At 58.3% G+C, this 17,666-nt stretch carries 21 protein-coding genes and 4 tRNA genes; 19 read left to right on the top strand and 6 right to left on the bottom strand.

Going from position 1 to position 17,666, the window contains the following annotated elements:
• Positions 1-10 precede the first annotated feature (10 nt).
• From cyoD to cpaB, 7 genes are all read left to right on the top strand, one after another.
• Positions 11-316 (top strand): cytochrome o ubiquinol oxidase subunit IV, encoded by a 306-nt coding sequence (gene cyoD, locus ACO6TG_RS02740; protein ID WP_422376747.1) that lies wholly within the window; start codon positions 11-13, stop codon positions 314-316.
• A gap of 73 nt (positions 317-389) precedes the next feature.
• Entirely contained in the window at positions 390-659 is a 270-nt protein-coding gene (locus tag ACO6TG_RS02735) for a hypothetical protein (RefSeq protein WP_422376746.1), read from the top strand.
• A 630-nt stretch (positions 660-1,289) separates the two neighbouring features.
• On the top strand, positions 1,290-1,802 hold the full coding sequence (locus ACO6TG_RS02730; RefSeq protein WP_422376745.1) for a tetratricopeptide repeat protein: 513 nt from the start codon (positions 1,290-1,292) through the stop codon (positions 1,800-1,802).
• Positions 1,803-2,429 (top strand): hypothetical protein, encoded by a 627-nt coding sequence (locus tag ACO6TG_RS02725; RefSeq protein ID WP_422376744.1) that lies wholly within the window; start codon positions 1,803-1,805, stop codon positions 2,427-2,429.
• Between the two features lie 394 nt (positions 2,430-2,823).
• Positions 2,824-4,311 carry a type II and III secretion system protein family protein gene (locus ACO6TG_RS02720; protein ID WP_422376743.1) on the top strand — a complete coding sequence of 496 codons (1,488 nt, stop codon included), beginning with the start codon at positions 2,824-2,826 and terminating at the stop codon, positions 4,309-4,311.
• Positions 4,292-4,573, top strand: coding sequence for a hypothetical protein (locus ACO6TG_RS02715; RefSeq protein WP_422376742.1), 282 nt, complete (start codon positions 4,292-4,294; stop codon positions 4,571-4,573). The genes ACO6TG_RS02720 and ACO6TG_RS02715 overlap by 20 nt, the downstream gene beginning before the upstream one ends.
• 185 nt (positions 4,574-4,758) lie before the next feature.
• Entirely contained in the window at positions 4,759-5,538 is a 780-nt protein-coding gene (gene cpaB / locus ACO6TG_RS02710) for a Flp pilus assembly protein CpaB (RefSeq protein WP_422376741.1), read from the top strand.
• 229 nt (positions 5,539-5,767) lie between these two features.
• Here cpaB and ACO6TG_RS02705 read toward each other — a convergent pair.
• Positions 5,768-5,843, bottom strand: a tRNA-Thr gene (locus ACO6TG_RS02705).
• Between the two features lie 331 nt (positions 5,844-6,174).
• Between ACO6TG_RS02705 and ACO6TG_RS02700 the strand changes: the two genes are divergently transcribed.
• The gene (locus ACO6TG_RS02700) at positions 6,175-7,281 is read left to right on the top strand and encodes a YHYH protein (RefSeq protein WP_422376740.1); all 1,107 of its coding nucleotides are present in this window, start codon (positions 6,175-6,177) and stop codon (positions 7,279-7,281) included.
• 6 nt (positions 7,282-7,287) lie between these two features.
• Here ACO6TG_RS02700 and ACO6TG_RS02695 read toward each other — a convergent pair whose 3' ends face one another.
• Positions 7,288-7,980 (bottom strand): hypothetical protein, encoded by a 693-nt coding sequence (locus ACO6TG_RS02695; RefSeq protein WP_422376739.1) that lies wholly within the window; start codon positions 7,978-7,980, stop codon positions 7,288-7,290.
• Positions 7,981-8,294: 314 nt separating this feature from the next.
• Here ACO6TG_RS02695 and ACO6TG_RS02690 point away from each other — a divergent pair, with 314 nt between their 5' ends.
• Positions 8,295-9,485 (top strand): MFS transporter, encoded by a 1,191-nt coding sequence (locus ACO6TG_RS02690; protein WP_422376738.1) that lies wholly within the window; start codon positions 8,295-8,297, stop codon positions 9,483-9,485.
• 100 nt (positions 9,486-9,585) lie between these two features.
• Here ACO6TG_RS02690 and ACO6TG_RS02685 read toward each other — a convergent pair whose 3' ends face one another.
• From ACO6TG_RS02685 to ACO6TG_RS02670, 4 genes are all read right to left on the bottom strand, one after another.
• Positions 9,586-10,401, bottom strand: a complete 816-nt coding sequence (locus tag ACO6TG_RS02685) for a TrmH family RNA methyltransferase (RefSeq protein WP_422376737.1) — start codon at positions 10,399-10,401, stop codon at positions 9,586-9,588.
• Between the two features lie 109 nt (positions 10,402-10,510).
• Positions 10,511-10,852 carry a hypothetical protein gene (locus ACO6TG_RS02680; protein ID WP_422376736.1) on the bottom strand — a complete coding sequence of 114 codons (342 nt, stop codon included), beginning with the start codon at positions 10,850-10,852 and terminating at the stop codon, positions 10,511-10,513.
• Between the two features lie 102 nt (positions 10,853-10,954).
• Positions 10,955-11,452, bottom strand: coding sequence for a PaaI family thioesterase (locus ACO6TG_RS02675; RefSeq protein ID WP_422376735.1), 498 nt, complete (start codon positions 11,450-11,452; stop codon positions 10,955-10,957).
• 31 nt (positions 11,453-11,483) lie between these two features.
• A complete protein-coding gene (locus tag ACO6TG_RS02670) occupies positions 11,484-11,984 on the bottom strand; it encodes a MarR family winged helix-turn-helix transcriptional regulator (protein WP_422376734.1) in 501 nt (166 codons plus the stop codon).
• 419 nt (positions 11,985-12,403) lie between these two features.
• Between ACO6TG_RS02670 and ACO6TG_RS02665 the strand changes: the two genes are divergently transcribed.
• The 10 genes from ACO6TG_RS02665 (at position 12,404) to rplL (ending at position 17,603) form a co-directional block, all read left to right on the top strand.
• Positions 12,404-12,488 (top strand) — tRNA-Tyr (locus tag ACO6TG_RS02665).
• Positions 12,489-12,510: 22 nt separating this feature from the next.
• Positions 12,511-12,584, top strand: a tRNA-Gly gene (locus tag ACO6TG_RS02660).
• 167 nt (positions 12,585-12,751) lie between these two features.
• Entirely contained in the window at positions 12,752-13,942 is a 1,191-nt protein-coding gene (tuf, locus tag ACO6TG_RS02655; protein WP_422376726.1) for an elongation factor Tu, read from the top strand.
• A 109-nt stretch (positions 13,943-14,051) separates the two neighbouring features.
• Positions 14,052-14,127: transfer RNA gene (locus ACO6TG_RS02650), tRNA-Trp, on the top strand.
• Positions 14,128-14,231: 104 nt separating this feature from the next.
• The gene (gene secE / locus ACO6TG_RS02645) at positions 14,232-14,429 is read left to right on the top strand and encodes a preprotein translocase subunit SecE (protein WP_422376733.1); all 198 of its coding nucleotides are present in this window, start codon (positions 14,232-14,234) and stop codon (positions 14,427-14,429) included.
• A 54-nt stretch (positions 14,430-14,483) separates the two neighbouring features.
• Entirely contained in the window at positions 14,484-15,014 is a 531-nt protein-coding gene (nusG, locus tag ACO6TG_RS02640) for a transcription termination/antitermination protein NusG (RefSeq protein WP_094071113.1), read from the top strand.
• A 177-nt stretch (positions 15,015-15,191) separates the two neighbouring features.
• Positions 15,192-15,620: a 50S ribosomal protein L11 gene (gene rplK, locus ACO6TG_RS02635; protein WP_094071112.1), complete on the top strand. Its 429-nt coding sequence runs from the start codon at positions 15,192-15,194 to the stop codon at positions 15,618-15,620.
• 4 nt (positions 15,621-15,624) lie between these two features.
• Entirely contained in the window at positions 15,625-16,323 is a 699-nt protein-coding gene (rplA, locus tag ACO6TG_RS02630; protein WP_422376732.1) for a 50S ribosomal protein L1, read from the top strand.
• A 320-nt stretch (positions 16,324-16,643) separates the two neighbouring features.
• Positions 16,644-17,162, top strand: a complete 519-nt coding sequence (rplJ, locus tag ACO6TG_RS02625) for a 50S ribosomal protein L10 (RefSeq protein WP_422376731.1) — start codon at positions 16,644-16,646, stop codon at positions 17,160-17,162.
• Positions 17,163-17,222: 60 nt separating this feature from the next.
• Positions 17,223-17,603, top strand: coding sequence for a 50S ribosomal protein L7/L12 (gene rplL, locus ACO6TG_RS02620; protein ID WP_422376730.1), 381 nt, complete (start codon positions 17,223-17,225; stop codon positions 17,601-17,603).
• Positions 17,604-17,666 lie beyond the last annotated feature (63 nt).

Genomic DNA, 17,666 nt, shown 5'->3' with positions numbered 1-17,666 from the left:
GAGCAAAGCCATGCACAGATTTGCCGACCGTCCCGCCGCCCGCTACATCATTGGTTTCGTTCTGGCCGTGATCCTGACGGCCATTCCTTTCACAGTCGTTGGTGCCGGACTGCTGACCGGACCGCCAGCCTATGCGGTCATTGCTGCCGGAGCGGTGATGCAGGTCATCGTGCACCTTGTCTATTTCCTTCACCTCGACCTGAAATCGACACCGGTGGAAAATGTCTTTTTTCTTGGATTTGCAGCCGTTCTGATCTTCATCATGGTCGGCGGCAGCCTCTGGATCATGACGGATCTGCACCATCGGATGATGTAGAGAGAGTTCAGGAAAGGGGAGACTCCACACGCCTTCGGCACCTTCGCCGCCGCAGCAGCAAAAAGGAAACCCCATGCACATCAATCGTTTGATCCGGACAGGTTTGGCCGTTTTCGCACTCAATCTGGTGGCGGTCCCCACCACCGCCGCTACGCAGTGTAGCAAGGATATCAGCAAGGTGGAACATGCGGTCGATCACCACCAGCGCGAGGGCATCGACATCACCACGGCAGAAAAGATGCGCGCGCTGCTTCAGGAAGCCAACAAGGAGCGGAAAGCGGGCAACGAGAAGAAGTGCCAGGAGCTGATTGACCAGGCCAAATATATGGGCGGGGTGGAGTAGAAGGCCGAGGACTGGCCCGTCACTGTCAGCATTGCAAAACAAGCCCCGCCAAAGTCTTCGATGGCTGGGCAGGCTTCATTTAGTCTTTGCCGTTGTTGTCTCAGACCCCGTAATTGCCTTCTGCCTTTTGGAGAATGCTGAACTGGCGAGCACCTTGTCCAGGCGCCGCGAGCTTGAGACCGTTCCAGGGGATGGTGCTTCCTTGCATCTGCGCGCTCCGGCGGCGCTCATGTGCGCTGGAATGGCGCGGCAACACAAAATGTCCGGCCAGGTTACGCCGCTGCAGTGGTGACAGGTTATGCTCTCCCGGCTGTCCCCGTCTCAATAAAGCCGTTGACCCGTTCAGAACCCGGCAATCAGTCAAGGCGCTGATATTACACGGATTCAAACAGGTGTATGATTTCAAGAGGAGCAATTTGGAGTAGAAAATAGATATTATTTAGACTGATTGCGACATTGTCATAATGACGGATGTTTTGTAGGCAATTTTATCTATTAAAGTTTTTTGCCAATATTTAATATTTTTGATCGATAGTTATTAATTACTATGAAGTGGAATTTAATTACTGTGAATTCTGCGGAGTTTCTGTTTTCGTTTGCGTCTTGAGTGAATAGTCAGGGTAGATGTAGATGTCGCTCAGTCAAAAGGTCCCGCTCGTTGCAGCGCTGCTTATCATCCTGAGCGGCTGTCAGTCGGACAGCCTGGGTGAGCTTTCGACTTATGGCGACAAGGCCTTCACGAACGACGACCTGTCAGATGTCTCCTTTTATCGAGATGACGAATTGCTGAAGCAGGCGCAGGTCCAGTTCAAGGCGAAAAACTATGGCAAGGCCTATTCGATCTACAGAAAGGCGGTTGCTGTGTATCCCAAGGATCCGGTGGCCTGGATCGGATATGCGGCGTCAGCCGATATGGTCGGCCGCTTCGACAGTGCAGACCAGGGCTACAGGGTTCTTGCGGGAATGATCCCCGGCCGTCCCGAGTACCTGAACAATGTCGGGTATTCCTATCTTCTGCGCGGCAATCTCGTGGCAGCGCGTCGCTATTTTCTGAAGGCCTACGAACTCGATCCGAAGAATGAAACCACGGTAAACAATCTGCAGCTGTTGGGTAACAGTGTGTCGTTTGCGAAGCGGGGATGAATGAAACACAGCGCGATCCCCCCGGACTTCACCGTTGTCAGGAGCCACAGCCTGTCCAGGCTGGTCCGGTCCGGGGTTTCGGCCGAGGATCCGGCAGGACAGGAACATGTCCGCTTGAGCCAGATCCGTGTCGTGATCGCCCTGAACGTCGTTTCCATCGTACTTGCCCTGCTGCTGTTCGGCGGGCTGTTTCTGTCCTGGTCTCTCAATGCCGAACTGAACGCGGTCAGGGAAGAGCTCGCGGGCTTGCAGCAGTTCGAGAAACGGATCTTGGCGCGCGTAGACTTGATGAACAACGGTGTTCAACACAGGCTTTCAAAAATGGAGCAACGCATGGGTGCCATCAGGTCCGATGTCAGCCTTGTTGCCAAGGGGCGCCGGGACCCGGCGTCAACGGTTGAACGCATTGCCACACTGATCCGCAATGACGGCGCCTATTTCGGAACGGCAACGGCGGAACTCTTGCTGACCCCGGAACTGTCCGGGCAGCGCTCTCAGCGGTTCGTCCCGAACCAGCCTTCAAGCAGCCCGGCAATCTCGCATGGTGGTCCGCCGGAAGATGGGGGCGCGCTCTTCAGCAGGGTCATGACCGCAGACGGGAAAGTCAGGTACGAGATGAAGAGGTAGTGTGACGGGCCTGCTTGCCGATCATGAATTTTCGGAACGTTGCAAACTACGAGACACGAAGAGTGTCTGGAAAGACTGGAGATGCTCCATAGGCGAAGAGGCTTCACCCGGTGGGCGCAGGTCAACAGAGTTTTGACGGTGTGGACCGGTAAGAGCAGGTGTCAGGGAAATCTGAGAAAGTACCCGCTATTGTAAAGAATTACACTTGTAATTCGTCCCAAGGATACTTTTCGACTCAATGTCTTCTTTGGTGTTTCACGAGGCGTTAATCGACAGGACTATAAGATGCGAAGTAACGAGTCGGCGGAGGCGTCCCTGATCTGACGCAGATAAAAACAAAATCTTGAAGGGGACGTGGTTTCATGTCACGTGAGAATTGACAGGCTTCTGCAACATGCGGTTCCCGCGCGCCAGGTTGCTCCTGACAGCAGCCACCTTGGCTGGGGAGCTTGTGTTCGGCTGTTGCTCCATGCAAGTGGCACAGGCCCAGGTCGACGAGGTGACACTGGTCGTCAACGGCGGCGGTGTTTCGAAAATCACGATGCAACCGGGCACAACCAGAACTGTCAGGACCAACCGCTCCTTTTCCGACCTTGTGGTCGGCGATCCCGATGTTGCGGACATTGTCCCGCTTTCAAGCCAGTCACTTTACATCCAGGGCCAGTCACCGGGACTGACCAACATTTCGATTTACAGCGACCGGAAAACGCTGCTGGGCGTGATCGAGGTTCGCGTTCAGCTGAATTTCGACGAGGTTGCCCAAGCGGTCCGTGCGGTGGCGCCAACCGCACAGGTTCGCGTTTCCAACGTCAACAACCGCATCAGGCTGTTCGGCAGCGTCAACAGTCCGACTGATTTGACGAAAGTCCTCGAAGTTGCGCAGCAGTTTTCGGAGTTGCCGGTGATCAATGCGCTCAGCGTGCGGGGACCGCAACAGGTCGCCCTGGAAATCAGGGTTCTGGAGGCCAGCCGTGCGATCGGGCGAGACCTTGGCGTGAATTGGGTCGGGCGGTCCGACAACGGCAATGTCAGCACGTCCGGGGCCCGGGTCCAAACTGGCGTCGATGAAAACACCGGCAGCTTGATTGCCGTTCTTGGCACCGGTGCGAGCGTGGCCCAGCAGGGGGCATTGCCTTTCGGAACGCTTGTTGCGAAAGTTCTTGAAACCGCCGGGTTGCGCATCGACACCATTATCGATGCCCTGGAAGGCAAGGGGCTTGTTCGCCGTCTTGCACAACCCAACCTGACCACGATCAGCGGCGAAGCGGCCCGGTTTCATGTCGGCGGGGAAGTGCCCATTCAGACCGCGACTTCAAGTGCCGGCGGTGTGGCGACGTCCACCGATTACCGGCCGTTTGGTGTACGATTGGAATTTGTCCCGACAGTCCTCGACAACAGCCGTATCAACCTGCGCGTCATGACCGAAGTCAGCGACATTGACGGGTCGATCAATGTCAACGGCAATCCCGGTTTCCGTTCCCGGCGCGCAGAAGCGGTGATTGAACTCCGTGATGGCCAGAGTTTCTCCATGGCCGGGCTTTTGGACAATATTGACCAGCGGGATATCAATCAGATCCCCTGGCTGGGACAGGTTCCTGTACTTGGCACTCTGTTCAGATCGACAAGCTTCCAGAAGCGGGAAACGGATCTTGTCATCGTGGCGACGCCACGCCTCGTGCGCCCGGCAAATCCCAGCGAGAATCTAGCCTCTCCACTGGACAAAACCCGGCCAGCCGATGATGTCGAGATGTTTGCGCTTGGGCTGCTGGAGGTCAACAAGGACATGCTGCGCAAATATCGCGAAGGGGCGGGGCTGATCGGACCATACGGTCATATTGTCGACCTGGAACTCGAGGCTGGCTATGTCTATTCGAAGAACTAAGTGGGCCTTCGCCCTGCTGCCGGCGGCCCTGCTTTCCGGCTGTGCGGACTATATGAGCCATCGCGACACGGTCACGTTCGGCGCCGGGAACGCGATGGAGACCAACATGGCCATTCACACCGCAAGGCCCTTTCCGCCTCGGGCGTACAACACCAACCTGGACCGGGACGGCAAATCGGTGGTCAACGCCCAGGAACGTTACCTGACACCTGGGGATCCTGAAGTCCCCGGAAGTGAAGACCGGGCCGCGACCGTGCCGTAAAAGTTTTCATTATTTTGATAAGCTGACTACACAATAGTTCCTTGTTAAAACAATGAAATTCAGCTTTGCTCTATTGCTTATATTTATTGATTCTAATTTTTACCTTTCGGTAAGTCTTGTCTTGAGGTGTTGATTTTAGTGTGGGTTCAGAAGGAATTTCCCCACTGGATGCACTGGACTGGAAAATGAAGATCGTTCGCATACTGGTATTCCTGTTCGCAGCAGGCGCAGGTTTCATGGCGTTCCGTCTTGTGATGGACAATCAGCGTCCGGCAGCTCCGGTGGTCGTAGCAGCACCCGTGGTCGTCACGAAAGGTGTCCTGGTCGCGGTGAAGGACATTCCCATGGGCAAGAAGGTGCGGGCGTCCGATGTCACGTGGCGTGAATGGCCGGAAAATACGATCTCCGACGGGGTGATCATCAGGAGCGACGATTCCAAAGCCAACAAGAGCTTTGTCGGCATGATCGCAAGAGGCCACATCTTTTCAGGTGAAGCCATCCGCGCAGAACGGCTGATCAACACGGACAAGGGGTATATGGCTGCGATCCTGCCCAAGGGTAAGCTTGCGATTGCCGTCAAGGTGGAACAGGAGACGTCGGCTGGCGGTTTCATCCTCCCGGGCGACAAGGTCGACGTGATCCTGACGCGGGAAATCGACGACGAGAACCTTGTTGCCGATACCATCTTGCAGAACATTCGCGTCCTTGCCATCGACAGCACGACCGCGGGCGAGAAGGAGACCAAGAACCTTTCGCCCAAACGAACCGCGACGCTGGAATTGAACTCCGATCAGTCGGAAATCATTGTTCAGGCGCAGCAGGTTGGAAAAATCGCTCTGGCGTTGCGCAGCGCCGAAGATTCCTATGATGTTTCTGAGGCGGAACAGACAATGGGACGGCAGGCGAAATTTGTTCGCGTGCAGTCCGGCCGGTGGACCATCGTTGCCAACAACACCCTGTTTTGATCTGCACCAACAGGCCCGTCCAGAGCAGGTAATGTGCGTGACTGGCCGATTTGCAATCGGTCAGGACAGGCGCCGTCGTGTCCGGGAAATGGCGTGTCTCGTTTGACCAGCAGGGGGACCTCCGACCCTGAGGTTTGGCGCCGGAACATCAAATGGGCCAAGGGCACTCGAGAGAAGGCGTAGACGCTGTCTCCGGTATCTACTGTGACCTGAACGGATTTTTGGGAAATGGTGCCGGCAGCAGGATTCGAACCCGCGACCCCGAGATTACAAATCACGTGCTCTACCAGCTGAGCTATACCGGCGCCGGGAATGGCTTCTACCAGATTGCGCACGCTTGTCCATGCCCGGGCGAACTTTTTTGCATTCTGATTCCGGAAATTCTCCTAAGTCTCTCACTTTTCAGCCAAAACGGCTTAGCCGCTGTGGATAAACGGGTGTCGTCCCGCGAAGACTTCAGCAGGAAAGCTCTGGATTGGAACTGCCCGACCGCATGGCGGCCCTGGCTGGCCGGATGTTGAAGGGAAAGGTGGGAGACCAAAGAGCGGATCTGCAGGACGGTCAAAACCGGTTGCCCTGCGTCCGGTCGCTGCGCGATGCTCACCTATCGGCCGTGAGGGAGGACTGGAAATGCATGTGATCAGGTTGGTTCGGTGGATGGGGCTTCTCGCAGCCCTGATCGGCAGTCTGCCGCTGGCCGCCCGTGCGCATGAGATCAAGGTCTGCAAATGCGACAAGGCCTGTTACACCGATGAAGTCAGCCGGGTATCGTGCGAGCGTGGCAAGGCTCGGTTCCATTCACACGGACTGCCCGACCCGGAAGACCCGATGATGCGTGGCATCACCGCCACCAATCAACAGTTTCCGGCCGAACACAATTACGAGTTTGAAATCCTCCTGGAACCGGAACTGGCGCGGCAGCCGACGCCGACCGAGGCCGGGCCGGTCGGGGTTGCCATCAATGGCGTGCCGATCTTCGACCCGAGCACACAGGGACCGGTGAACCGCAAGACGGGGCGGCGGCCGAGTGCCTTTGAAGCCGGTGAGCTGGATGTTTGCGGCGGCCACGCCGGCCGCGGCGATGACTACCATTATCACATCGCGCCGAAATGCCTGATCGATGACCTCGGGCCGGCCTGGGTGGACCAGGACAAGAAACCGATCGGCTACGCGATGGACGGTTTTCCGATCCTGGCCCTCGGCTGGTTCGACAAGAAGAACGCGGTCGAACAGGATCTTGATCCCTGCCGTGGCATGAAGGATGCCACCGGACAGTATTTCTACAATGTGAAAACCACCTCAAGCTGGGATGTTCTGCATTGCCTCGCCGGGCGGCCACAGCATTTTGCCCGGGATCGCTGGAACCATCGGAGCGATCGGACTGGCAAGGAAATTACCGGTATTCCGATCCGTTTTGCAATCAAGGACAGCACGCGCACATCCTACGGCCGGGACGTCTGCCATGTGATGACCGGAACGCTTCAGGGCGAGCAGATCCTTCAGACCAATGGCCGGGCCAGAAAAATCAGGGCGCAGGAGGGCAGCCTCTTTTATTGCAACAAGGCCTGCTACGGTCTCTTCTTCGAGGCTGACAAAAGCCGAACCTTTCGGGGACGGGCGATTTATTACGACTACATCACGGATGGCTGTCCCGCCGGATTCGGCGTCGCGCGTTTGACGACCTTCACGCCCTATGAGGGGCCAGCGCAGAGCCGCAAGGGTCCGCCGCCAACCCGGAAGTGAAGCCGGTCAAAGCCGATAGACTTTCCCCGACAGCACCCTGCTGTGCAAGCGGAGCAACGCGGCGGCATCTGCTGCGTGCGGAATGCTGCTTTTGAACGCGCGTACATTGCCGTCGATGTCCTGTGCAAGCTGAATTGACGGCGGCACGCCGATCTTTGCGGCGAGCACGCGCGCTTTCAGTTGCAACCGGTCCGATTTCTGCATGTCACCGAGCCGAAGATCGGCCGAGGCACTGTTGAGATCTGCGCTGAGATCGCCGACCCTGCCATCAATGCTGAGGGCGGCATTTTGCCCGGTCACGACAAGTTCGCGAACAGTACCGGACAAGGACAGGCTCAATTGCGCGCAATCGGCCCTGATTCTGGAATAGTCTCCTTTCAGGTCGATCTTGCCGGCGGGTTGACGCACCGCGAGCGAAACACCTTCGGGCACAAGTCCTGTTACACCCAGAACACAAGACGCGTCAGCATGGTCGCCGTTCGAGCTCTTGATGTGAACATGAAGAATGCCTTCGCTTTGACGCATCTGGACGCGTGGCTGTCGCTCATGCGGTTCCAGGTCGATTGCCTCCGTCCGCATGGAAAACGCGCCTACGCGGGCCGTCGACAAGGATATGGAACAAGGGGAACCTTCGAAGACCAGACCGGCAACCGTCTCAAAATCGATCTCGCTCGACGGATCCAACGTTGTTGGAAACATTCCTGGGTCCTCCGGATCAGACAGCAATCTGAATCCCAGAATGTCGCGAATAGGAATGTGTTTCAATTTTAAATTGCGAAATTGCTTGGAAAACTTTTTGATTGATTGGTCTGTCTTGCATCAAAGAATCTGACTGCCCTTAGGGCACTTTGGCCACGTCAGCCCAACAAGGCTCGCAGGACTTGATTCCCCGACAGGTTCCGTGTCTGGTGTCTGTGTGTCTCACCTCACCCTTGTCGTCATCCTTTTCGAAAAGAACAGGCGGCAAGCGGATATCACCTCGCCACCTTGTCGAAAGTGTCCGGATCAGTTTCATGACCGAATCCCAGCGGATTTGCCTGATTTTCTATCTGCAGCCGATCGCGCTCGGGGCCTGGCTGCCTCATATTCCAGGGGTCCAGACGGAGCTCGGGCTGAGCAACAGCGCGTTGGCCCTGGCGCTGATCGGCGGGCCCATCGGCACCCTGACGACATTGCTCGTGGCCGGGCGTCTTGCGAACTGGCTCGGTGCGAAGCGCATTACGCTTGTCTGGTATCCGCTGTTCCTCATCGCCATGTTGCTGCCGTTCCTGTCGCCGAACGCGTGGGCCCTGATGGCCGCGCTGGCCCTGGTTGGCAGCACCATGTCGGTCCTGGAGCTGGGGCTGAACGTGCTGGCCGATGAATATGAGGCGCGTACCGGCCACAAGGTGATGAGCCGGGCGCATGGGTGCTGGAGTTTCGGTCTCCTGTCCGGAACCCTGATCGGCTCGGCTGTTGCCGGTATCGGTCTCGAGCCTCTATTGGCAGGCATAAGCATTGCGGTGGTCGTACAGGCGCTGGTGCTGCCGGCGATCCGGCGCTTGCCGGCCGCGCCCACCAAAGCAGATCACGCGGAGAAGCCGTCCGGGTTCCGGTTGCCGCATCCCCTCTTGCTTGGCATTTGCATCTTCACCTTCGGCACCACGCTGGTGGAAGGCGCTGTTGCCGACTGGGCTGCGGTTTATCTGCGGGATGCATTCATGGCGCATCCGGGTCTTGCCGGGTTGGGCATTGCGGTCTTTTCGCTGTGCCTTGCCTCAACGCGGCTTCTGGGGGATCGCCTGCGCCAGAAATCAAGTCCGGGACGGTTGGGGCAGGCCCTGGCCCTGATTGGCCTGACGGGCCTGACCCTCATCTGGCTCGCGCCGAATGTGCCCGTTGCCCTTCTGGGGCTTGGTGTTCTGGGCGTCGGAGCAGCGCTCGCCTTTCCGCTTGGCGTTACCGCGGCGTCTTCGGCACCGGGAACAAGCGCGGCTGCCAATGTCGCCGTCCTGTCCTTCATCGCCTTGCTCGGGTTCCTTGTGGGGCCGCTGGCAATCGGCCCGCTGGCTGACGCCTATGGAATTCGCACTGCGCTGATGGTCATGGCGCCGATGGTGGGGCTGAGTTTGCTCTTTGCACCGTGTCTGACAAGGGCGCAGAGACTGCGTCCGGTATCAAAGGCGCATGCAGAAAACCAGCCCGGGCCCAGTGAAGTCAGCTGATGCGCGGCCAGTTCAGGGTGAAACGACGTACAATGTCCCGGTTAGGTCGCACATGCGCCAAACCGGGATGCAACATGCAAGGGCAGAAGCCGATCGGTCCTCAGAGCCCCATCTTCATACGGGCCACATAAAGCGACAGCACGGCTGCATTGGAGACATTGAGGGACCGGATCTCGCCGGGCATGTCGAGCCGGGCGGTGAGGCCACAGGCTTCGCGCACGCCTTGCCGCACGCCTTTGCCTTCCGAGCCGAGCACCAGCACGGTCTTGTCGGTAAAAGGTGTGTCTTCCAGGCTCGCCGGCCCGTCGCTGTCGAGCGCAATGCAGGAGAAGCCCTGGTCCTTCATCTCGGTGACGAAGCGGGCCATGTTCTTCACGCGCACATGCTTGATCATGTCGAGCGCGCCGGAAGCGGCCTTGGCAAGCACGGAACCTTCCTCCGGGGCGTGGCGCTCGGTGGTGACGACCGCGTCGGCATCAAGGGCAACGGCGGAACGCAGGATGGCGCCGACATTATGCGGGTCGGTCACCTGGTCGAGGGCCAGGATCAGCCGGGCGCCCTTGAGGTGTTCTGCGCCATAGGCGGGCAGGGGATCGGCTTCCAGGATCATGCCCTGGTGGACGGCGTCCTTGGTGACCATGCGGTCAAGCGCGCGCGGCATCATGGTCTCGACCGGAACGTCGATCCTGACGCCCCGTTCTTCCAGGCGGCGCTGCGCATTTTCCGTTGCATAAAGCTTCAGCCGCTTGCGGTCGGAATTAGCAAAGGCCGCTTCCACGGTGTGGAGACCATAAAGCAGCACCGGTCCTTCCGGCGGCAGGCCGGGCCGGCGCGGCGCAGGCTTGCCGGCAAATCGCTTGTTGCCGCGATAGGCGGGCTTGTTGCCCGGGCGGAATGGTTTCTTGTCGTCACTCATGGCGCAGCTCTAGACCCAAACGCGATGGAGGGGAAGGGGTTAACTCTGCGAGGTAAAACCCAGTAACATGTGCTCGCTTTCAGAAAGGCATTCTCGGTGCAAGCGCCTTTTATTCGGCGTCGTCAAGTGGAGGGCCTTTCTGGAACGCAAATTTGCGGAGAAGAAGGTCGCCGACTAGACGGCTGCAAAAACCCACCAAAGCCCATGAAACGATGAAGACACCGGAAAACCAGGAGATGTTGTAAAAGAAAGGCCAGACCTCGTGGCAGTTATCCCGGTTGCAGACGAAATATCGCCCGTCGAGAACGTATCCACTCAAGGCATCGCCGTTCAGAAGAATATATAGAATGACGAAGGGAAAAGAGCCGCACGCTGCAAACACAATTGCGATCGTACTGAAATATCCAAACAGAATGCCCGCTCTTTTTCGCACCAAACTCCAGAAAAACAATGCTCCTCCAGTTTCATTGTAGCTTGAACCGAACACGGTTCCCAGCGTGCCGGAATGCGAACCACTAACGGGCCCGCAATCCGGCCGCCGACAATAGAGCCTTCAGCTCGGCTTCATGATCATGCAGCTGACCGTGCCATGGGCGATCAGTTTGCCATTGGCATCGCGCAGGTCGCCTTCGGACGTGGCAAGGCGCGATCCCCTGTGAACGATGCGGCCTTCGCAGATGACTTCTCCGCTTGTGGCCTGGAGCGGGCGGACCATGTTTACCGTCAGCGACGTCGTTGTGTAGAACTCGCCGGGCTGCAACGTGGTATGGACCGCGCAGGACAGGGCCGTGTCGATCAGCGTTGAGATCCAGCCGCCATGAACCGTGCCGAGCGGGTTTAGAAATTCCTTCGCTGGCTGACCGGTAAAGACGGCGCGGCCCTCGGAGAACTCCTTCATGCGGATATTGGAATGCACCATGATCGGCGGCGCCGGCAATTCGCCCGCCATCATGCGTTCAAAGATGTCGAGGCCGGTCATTTCATGAAAGGCCTTCTTGGGCAGGGCGCCAAGCGTGTGGGTCTTGCCGTTTTCGGTAATCGTGTCACTCATTTTGAAAAATCCTGATGTGAAGGAAACGGAACTAGGTGGTCTTTTCGGAAGAAGCGGGACGGACAGACGCCTCCCTGTCTTCCAGGATATGGACGGCCTTTCTGAGCGCTGACATCTGGCTGCGCACCGCATCCGCGCCTTCCGGGCCGAGAAGTGTGTTCAATTCTTCCTGGGCCTTCAGCCACGTCTGGTGGATCTCGATGACCTTTTTCTCACCCGCCGGTGTCAGAACAGGCAGTACCTTGCGGCCGCGGCCTTCCTGCCGGGTGATCAGGCCGGCAGCCTCAAGCGGCTTGAGATTGCGGGCGAGGGTGGAGCGGTCGATTCCCAGGAACCTGGCTATTTCGGCTGCGGAGGACGCGGAGCCGTCGGCGATGGCTGCCAGCAGCTGCGCCTGTGTGAGCTCCAGGCCGACTTCCACCATATGCCTGTTGTAATGCCGCGTCAGCAGATTGGCCGTGCGGCGGGCCGCGTGGCCCAGGCATGTGCGGCCCATATGCAGGAAGTCGATGTCATCAAGGGATATGTTCATATGTTGTAGATACAACAACAACAGTATCCCGGCAAGGCTGAGTGCCGGTACAATCCTGTTTTTGAGACAGATCCGGCGAGCTTCGACAGGCAAGCTCATGGCGTCCTTGCGCAAAACAGGCAGTGACAAAGTTGTCCACAGGTGCGGGCAACAGGAGGCAAATCAACGGGAAAATCTGAGGCAAACCGTGACATTCGAGCAGTTGGCAGGCACTGTGAGGGGAATGGATGCTGGAGCATTCCGTTGCGTTCGAAGCAGCTGTTTCGAGCGTCCTCATGATTTTGTTCAATTCTTTGCAAAATCAGCGTTGACACACGAGGTCCGCATCTGCATAACACGCGCCACGGGATTGCTCGCCCCTTCAAGGCGGGCTCTTCGGTAAGCCATCCTGATCGCTTCGGCGTGAAGCAGGACGAGATGGAGGAGTGCCCGAGTGGCTAAAGGGGACGGACTGTAAATCCGTTGGCTATGCCTACGTTGGTTCGAATCCAACCTCCTCCACCATCGTTCCTGGTTCTCTCGTTGTGCGGGTGTAGCTCAATGGTAGAGCAGCAGCCTTCCAAGCTGACGACGAGGGTTCGATTCCCTTCACCCGCTCCATCATGGGTGCTGATCGGAGTGTCCGGAACGGAAGGCTCTTTCGCCCGGAAATCCTGAAAAGTTCTACGGGAAGTAGTTCGTCGCTCGCGGATCTGTCCAAGGCGCCGGATTGCGGCCCGCCTCGACCCGTATCGACCGAACTGAGTATTGGACAGAGAGCGACGCCGATGGCGAAGGAAAAGTTTGAGCGCAATAAGCCGCACGTTAACATTGGCACGATTGGCCACGTTGACCACGGCAAGACCACGCTGACCGCTGCAATCACCATGACGCTGGCTGAAGCCGGTGGTGCTGAAGCGAAAGCCTATGATGAGATCGACGGCGCGCCGGAAGAAAAGGCACGCGGCATCACCATCTCCACGGCACACGTTGAGTATGAGACGGACAACCGTCACTACGCCCACGTCGACTGCCCGGGCCACGCTGACTACGTGAAGAACATGATCACCGGTGCTGCCCAGATGGACGGCGCGATCTTGGTGTGTTCTGCCGCAGACGGCCCGATGCCGCAGACCCGTGAGCACATCCTGCTTGCCCGTCAGGTCGGCGTTCCGGCTCTGGTTGTCTTCATGAACAAGGTCGACCAGGTCGACGATGAAGAGTTGCTTGAGCTGGTTGAGATGGAAATCCGCGAGCTGCTGTCTTCCTACGAGTTCCCGGGCGACGACATTCCGATCGTCAAGGGTTCTGCTCTGGCAGCCGTTGAGAACCGCGATGCGGCCATCGGCCGTGACGCGATCCGTGAGCTGATGGCTCAGGTCGACGACTACATCCCGACGCCTGAGCGTCCGAAGGATCAGCCGTTCCTGATGCCGATCGAAGACGTGTTCTCGATCTCCGGCCGCGGTACCGTTGTGACCGGCCGTGTTGAGCGCGGTGTGATCAACGTGGGTGAAGAAGTCGAGATCGTCGGCATCAAGGACACCACCAAGACCACCGTTACCGGTGTTGAAATGTTCCGCAAGCTGCTGGACAGCGGTGAAGCAGGCGACAACATCGGCGCCCTGATCCGCGGCATCGGCCGCGAGGACGTTGAGCGTGGCCAGGTTCTGTGTAAGCCGGGTTCTGTGACCCCGCACACGAAGTTCAAGGCCGAGGCTTACATCCTCACCAAGGAAGAAGGTGGTCGTCACACCCCGTTCTTCACCAACTACCGCCCGCAGTTCTACTTCCGTACGACGGACGTGACCGGTGTGGTGTCCCTGCCGGAAGGCACGGAAATGGTGATGCCGGGCGACAACGTCTCCGTTGACGTTGAGCTGATCGTGCCGATCGCCATGGAAGAAGGCCTGCGCTTCGCTATCCGCGAAGGTGGCCGTACCGTCGGCGCCGGCGTCGTCGCATCCATCATCGAATAAGATGATTTCGGGCCGTCGGGCTTGTGCCCGGCGGTCCCGCCTCCTAAGTGTTGCCATGTGCGGCTTATGGAGGTATCAGGAGCTGGTTCGCTGAAGGCGGACATCTTGAAGGGGTATAGCTCAGCTGGTAGAGCGACGGTCTCCAAAACCGTAGGTCGCGGGTTCGAACCCTGCTGCCCCTGCCATTTAGCTCTTGATTAATTTGCCTCGAGGGCTTAAAGAGTTTCCTCGAGTGAGGCGCGCGAAGAATTTTCGCGCGCCCACTCGTATTTAAAAGACCGGAATCGGAATGGCCAAGACCAATCCCTTTAAATTCATCCAGGAAGTGCGCGCCGAAACGTCCAAGGTGACCTGGCCGACGCGCAAGGAAACCGCTGTGACCACCATCATGGTGTTCGTCATGGTGCTGATCGCTTCGATTTTCTTCCTGTTGGCTGACCAGCTGATGGGGTGGGGGATCGGCTATATCCTGGGTGTCGGCAGCTGATTTTGCGCTGCTCCCCGGTTTGAAGACAAAGAACAAGAAGCGGAACTGAAATCCATGGCCAAGCGCTGGTACATTGTGCACGCCTATTCCAATTTCGAGAAGAAGGTCGCCGATTCCATCCGCGAGAAGGCCGAACAGAAAGGCTTGACCGATCTGTTTGAGGAAATCCTGGTTCCGATGGAAAAGGTCGTCGAAGTGCGCCGTGGCCGCAAGGTCGATACGGAGCGCAAATTCTTCCCGGGCTATGTCCTGGTGAAGATGGAGATGACGAACGAGGCGTTCCACCTGATCAAGGATACGCCGAAAGTCACCGGGTTCCTGGGCGCGGATCAAAAGCCGATGCCGATCCCGGAAAAAGAGGCAATGCGCATCATCAACCAGGTGCAGGAAGGCGTCGACCGGCCGAAGCCGTCCGTCAGCTTCGAGGTTGGTGAGCAGGTGCGTGTCTCCGACGGTCCGTTCGCGTCCTTCTCCGGCCTTGTCGAGGAAGTCGACGACGAGCGTGCACGTCTCAAGGTGGCCGTGTCCATCTTCGGTCGCGCAACGCCGGTCGAACTGGAATTCGGTCAGGTCGACAAGCTCTGACTGTTTGCTGCCCTGGACAGGGTGGCGTGAATGCCTGACATGCCGCTCATGAAGCGCGCGGTCAGGATCCCTACGGTGGAAGGTTCGGGGGCTCATCGCCGGGTCCCGTTCAAGGGCCAGACCACCACCTCCCAGGCAACCGGATTGCCGTCCGGTTGCAAATGATTGGAGAGACACATGGCGAAGAAAATTGAAGGCTTCCTGAAGCTTCAGGTGCCGGCAGGTTCCGCGACCCCGTCGCCGCCCATCGGGCCGGCACTCGGTCAGCGTGGTCTGAACATCATGGAATTCTGCAAGGCGTTCAACGCGCAGACCCAGGATGTTGAAAAGGGTGCTCCGTGCCCGACCGTGATTACCTACTACTCCGACAAGTCCTTCACGTTCGAAGTGAAGACGGCTCCGGTCAGCTTCTTCCTGAAGAAAGCTGCCAAGCTGCAGAAGGGGTCCCAGACCCCGGGCCGCGGCACCGTCGGTTCCGTGACCCGTGACCAGGTCAAGGAAATCGCAGAAGCCAAGATGAAGGACCTGAACGCCAACGACGTCGATGCAGCGATGCTGATGGTCGAAGGCTCCGCCCGTTCGATGGGCCTTGAGGTGAAGGGGTAAGATCATGGCGAAGGTTGGAAAGCGTATCAAAGAAGCGCGTGACGGCATCGACCGCAACAAGCTCTATGCCCTCGACGAGGCAATCGGTCTGGTCAAAGGCCGGTCCAAGACCAAGTTCGACGAAACCGTCGAAGTGGCGATCAACCTCGGTGTTGACCCGCGTCACGCAGACCAGATGGTCCGCGGCGTGTGTGTTCTGCCGAACGGCACTGGCAAGACCGTCAAGGTTGCCGTCTTCGCACGTGGCGACAAGGCTGACGAAGCCAAGGCCGCCGGCGCCGACATCGTTGGTGCGGAAGAGCTGGTCCAGGAAGTCCAGAGCGGCAAGATCGACTTCGATCGCTGCATTGCGACCCCGGACATGATGCCGCTCGTCGGCCGTCTTGGTAAGGTTCTCGGCCCGCGCGGCCTGATGCCGAACCCGAAGGTCGGCACCGTGACCCCGGACGTCACCGCAGCTGTCAACGACGCCAAGGGCGGCGCTGTTCAGTTCCGCGTTGAGAAGGCCGGTATCGTTCACGCCGGCGTTGGCAAGGTGTCCTTCTCCGAAGAAGCGATCTCCCAGAACGTCAAGGCTCTGATCGACGCTGTTCAGAAGGCCAAGCCGTCCGGTGCAAAAGGCTCCTACCTGAAGCGCATTGCCGTGTCCTCCACGATGGGCCCGGGCGTGAAGGTTGATCTCGCAAGCGTTGCTGGCGAGTAATCCGGGGTTCCGGATTTTTTGAAGATTTCGGCCGAAAGGCCGGATAGACCCGGCGGCAAGCTGCCGGGTTGCCCTGTCCGAGACTGCAGGTGCCGGGTGACTGGCTTAAGCTTATTGGCCTGCATAGATGGGTGAGAACCGAATTCTCCGCCGACTGGCGGGCAACCCGGTTCGAACCAGACCTTGCCGCGCGCTTCGAGGCGTGAGGGTGAGGGGACAGGACCCTGAGCGTCGCCTAGAAGCGGTTCCGGGTTCGGGACCTCCTTCCGAGGCGGCAAAGGTAAACCGGCGGCGGAAACGCCGCCAAATGGAGAAGGCAAGTGGAAAGAGCGGAAAAGCACGAGTTCGTGACGGCTCTCAACGCCGAGCTGGGTAACACCGGTGTTGTTGTTGTCGCGCACTATGCAGGTCTTTCGGTTGCACAGATGACCGCGTTGCGGGCATCGGTGCGTGAAGCCGGCGGCACTGTAAAAGTCGCAAAAAACCGCCTTGTGAAACTCGCCCTTCAAGGCACCGACCTTGAGCACATCTCCGACCTGTTTCAGGGCCCGACCGTCATCGTCCATTCCGACGATCCGGTAGCCGCTCCGAAAGCAGCCGTCGACTTCGCCAAGGCAAACGAGAAGTTTGCGATCCTTGGCGGTGCTCTTGGTACGACCAACCTGAACCCGGATGGGGTCAAGTCTCTGGCAACCATGCCGTCGCTCGATGAGCTGCGTGCGAAACTGGTTGGCATGATCCAGACCCCGGCTTCCCGTATGGCTCAGGTTACCGCCGCACCGGCCGGGCAGCTTGCCCGTGTCTTCGGCGCGTACGCCAAGAAGGACGAGGCCGCATAAGGCGTCCAAACACACTGTCTCACGTAACCAAACACTGGTTCGAACTAAGGTACTAAGAAAATGGCTGATCTTGAAAAGCTCGTAGAAGAACTGTCCGCACTGACCGTCATGGAAGCTGCAGAACTTTCCAAGCTTCTGGAAGAAAAGTGGGGCGTTTCCGCCGCTGCTCCGGTTGCTGTTGCTGCTGTTGCCGGCGCTGCTGGTGATGCAGGTGCTGCTGCTGAAGAGAAAACCGAATTTGACGTTGTTCTGGCTTCTGCCGGCGACAAGAAAATCAACGTCATCAAGGAAGTCCGTGCCATCACCGGCCTGGGCCTGAAGGAAGCCAAGGAACTCGTTGAGTCCGCTCCGAAGGCTGTCAAGGAAGGCGTTGCCAAGGACGAAGCTGAAGAGCTGAAGAAGAAGCTGGAAGAAGCTGGTGCTTCTGTCGAGCTGAAGTAATAAGGCTTTTCAAGCCTTTGGCGGTCCCGGCCTGGCCGGGACCGTTGCTTGCCCCGGCGGGTC

It is taken from the genome of Roseibium sp., from assembly GCF_965233565.1.
GTDB lineage: Bacteria > Pseudomonadota > Alphaproteobacteria > Rhizobiales > Stappiaceae > Roseibium.
This window is presented reverse-complemented; position numbering and strand designations above follow the sequence as displayed.

Excerpts from the sequence above, each read along its gene's own strand:
- cyoD (WP_422376747.1), top strand. The coding sequence starts at position 11 with ATGCACAGATTTGCCGACCGTCCCGCCGCCCGCTACATCATTGGTTTC.
- ACO6TG_RS02735 (WP_422376746.1), top strand. The coding sequence starts at position 390 with ATGCACATCAATCGTTTGATCCGGACAGGTTTGGCCGTTTTCGCACTC.
- ACO6TG_RS02730 (WP_422376745.1), top strand. The coding sequence starts at position 1,290 with ATGTCGCTCAGTCAAAAGGTCCCGCTCGTTGCAGCGCTGCTTATCATC.
- ACO6TG_RS02725 (WP_422376744.1), top strand. The coding sequence starts at position 1,803 with ATGAAACACAGCGCGATCCCCCCGGACTTCACCGTTGTCAGGAGCCAC.
- ACO6TG_RS02720 (WP_422376743.1), top strand. The coding sequence starts at position 2,824 with ATGCGGTTCCCGCGCGCCAGGTTGCTCCTGACAGCAGCCACCTTGGCT.
- ACO6TG_RS02715 (WP_422376742.1), top strand. The coding sequence starts at position 4,292 with ATGTCTATTCGAAGAACTAAGTGGGCCTTCGCCCTGCTGCCGGCGGCC.
- cpaB (WP_422376741.1), top strand. The coding sequence starts at position 4,759 with ATGAAGATCGTTCGCATACTGGTATTCCTGTTCGCAGCAGGCGCAGGT.
- ACO6TG_RS02695 (WP_422376739.1), bottom strand. The coding sequence starts at position 7,980 with ATGTTTCCAACAACGTTGGATCCGTCGAGCGAGATCGATTTTGAGACG.
- ACO6TG_RS02690 (WP_422376738.1), top strand. The coding sequence starts at position 8,295 with ATGACCGAATCCCAGCGGATTTGCCTGATTTTCTATCTGCAGCCGATC.
- ACO6TG_RS02685 (WP_422376737.1), bottom strand. The coding sequence starts at position 10,401 with ATGAGTGACGACAAGAAACCATTCCGCCCGGGCAACAAGCCCGCCTAT.
- ACO6TG_RS02675 (WP_422376735.1), bottom strand. The coding sequence starts at position 11,452 with ATGAGTGACACGATTACCGAAAACGGCAAGACCCACACGCTTGGCGCC.
- ACO6TG_RS02670 (WP_422376734.1), bottom strand. The coding sequence starts at position 11,984 with ATGAACATATCCCTTGATGACATCGACTTCCTGCATATGGGCCGCACA.
- tuf (WP_422376726.1), top strand. The coding sequence starts at position 12,752 with ATGGCGAAGGAAAAGTTTGAGCGCAATAAGCCGCACGTTAACATTGGC.
- secE (WP_422376733.1), top strand. The coding sequence starts at position 14,232 with ATGGCCAAGACCAATCCCTTTAAATTCATCCAGGAAGTGCGCGCCGAA.
- nusG (WP_094071113.1), top strand. The coding sequence starts at position 14,484 with ATGGCCAAGCGCTGGTACATTGTGCACGCCTATTCCAATTTCGAGAAG.
- rplK (WP_094071112.1), top strand. The coding sequence starts at position 15,192 with ATGGCGAAGAAAATTGAAGGCTTCCTGAAGCTTCAGGTGCCGGCAGGT.
- rplA (WP_422376732.1), top strand. The coding sequence starts at position 15,625 with ATGGCGAAGGTTGGAAAGCGTATCAAAGAAGCGCGTGACGGCATCGAC.
- rplL (WP_422376730.1), top strand. The coding sequence starts at position 17,223 with ATGGCTGATCTTGAAAAGCTCGTAGAAGAACTGTCCGCACTGACCGTC.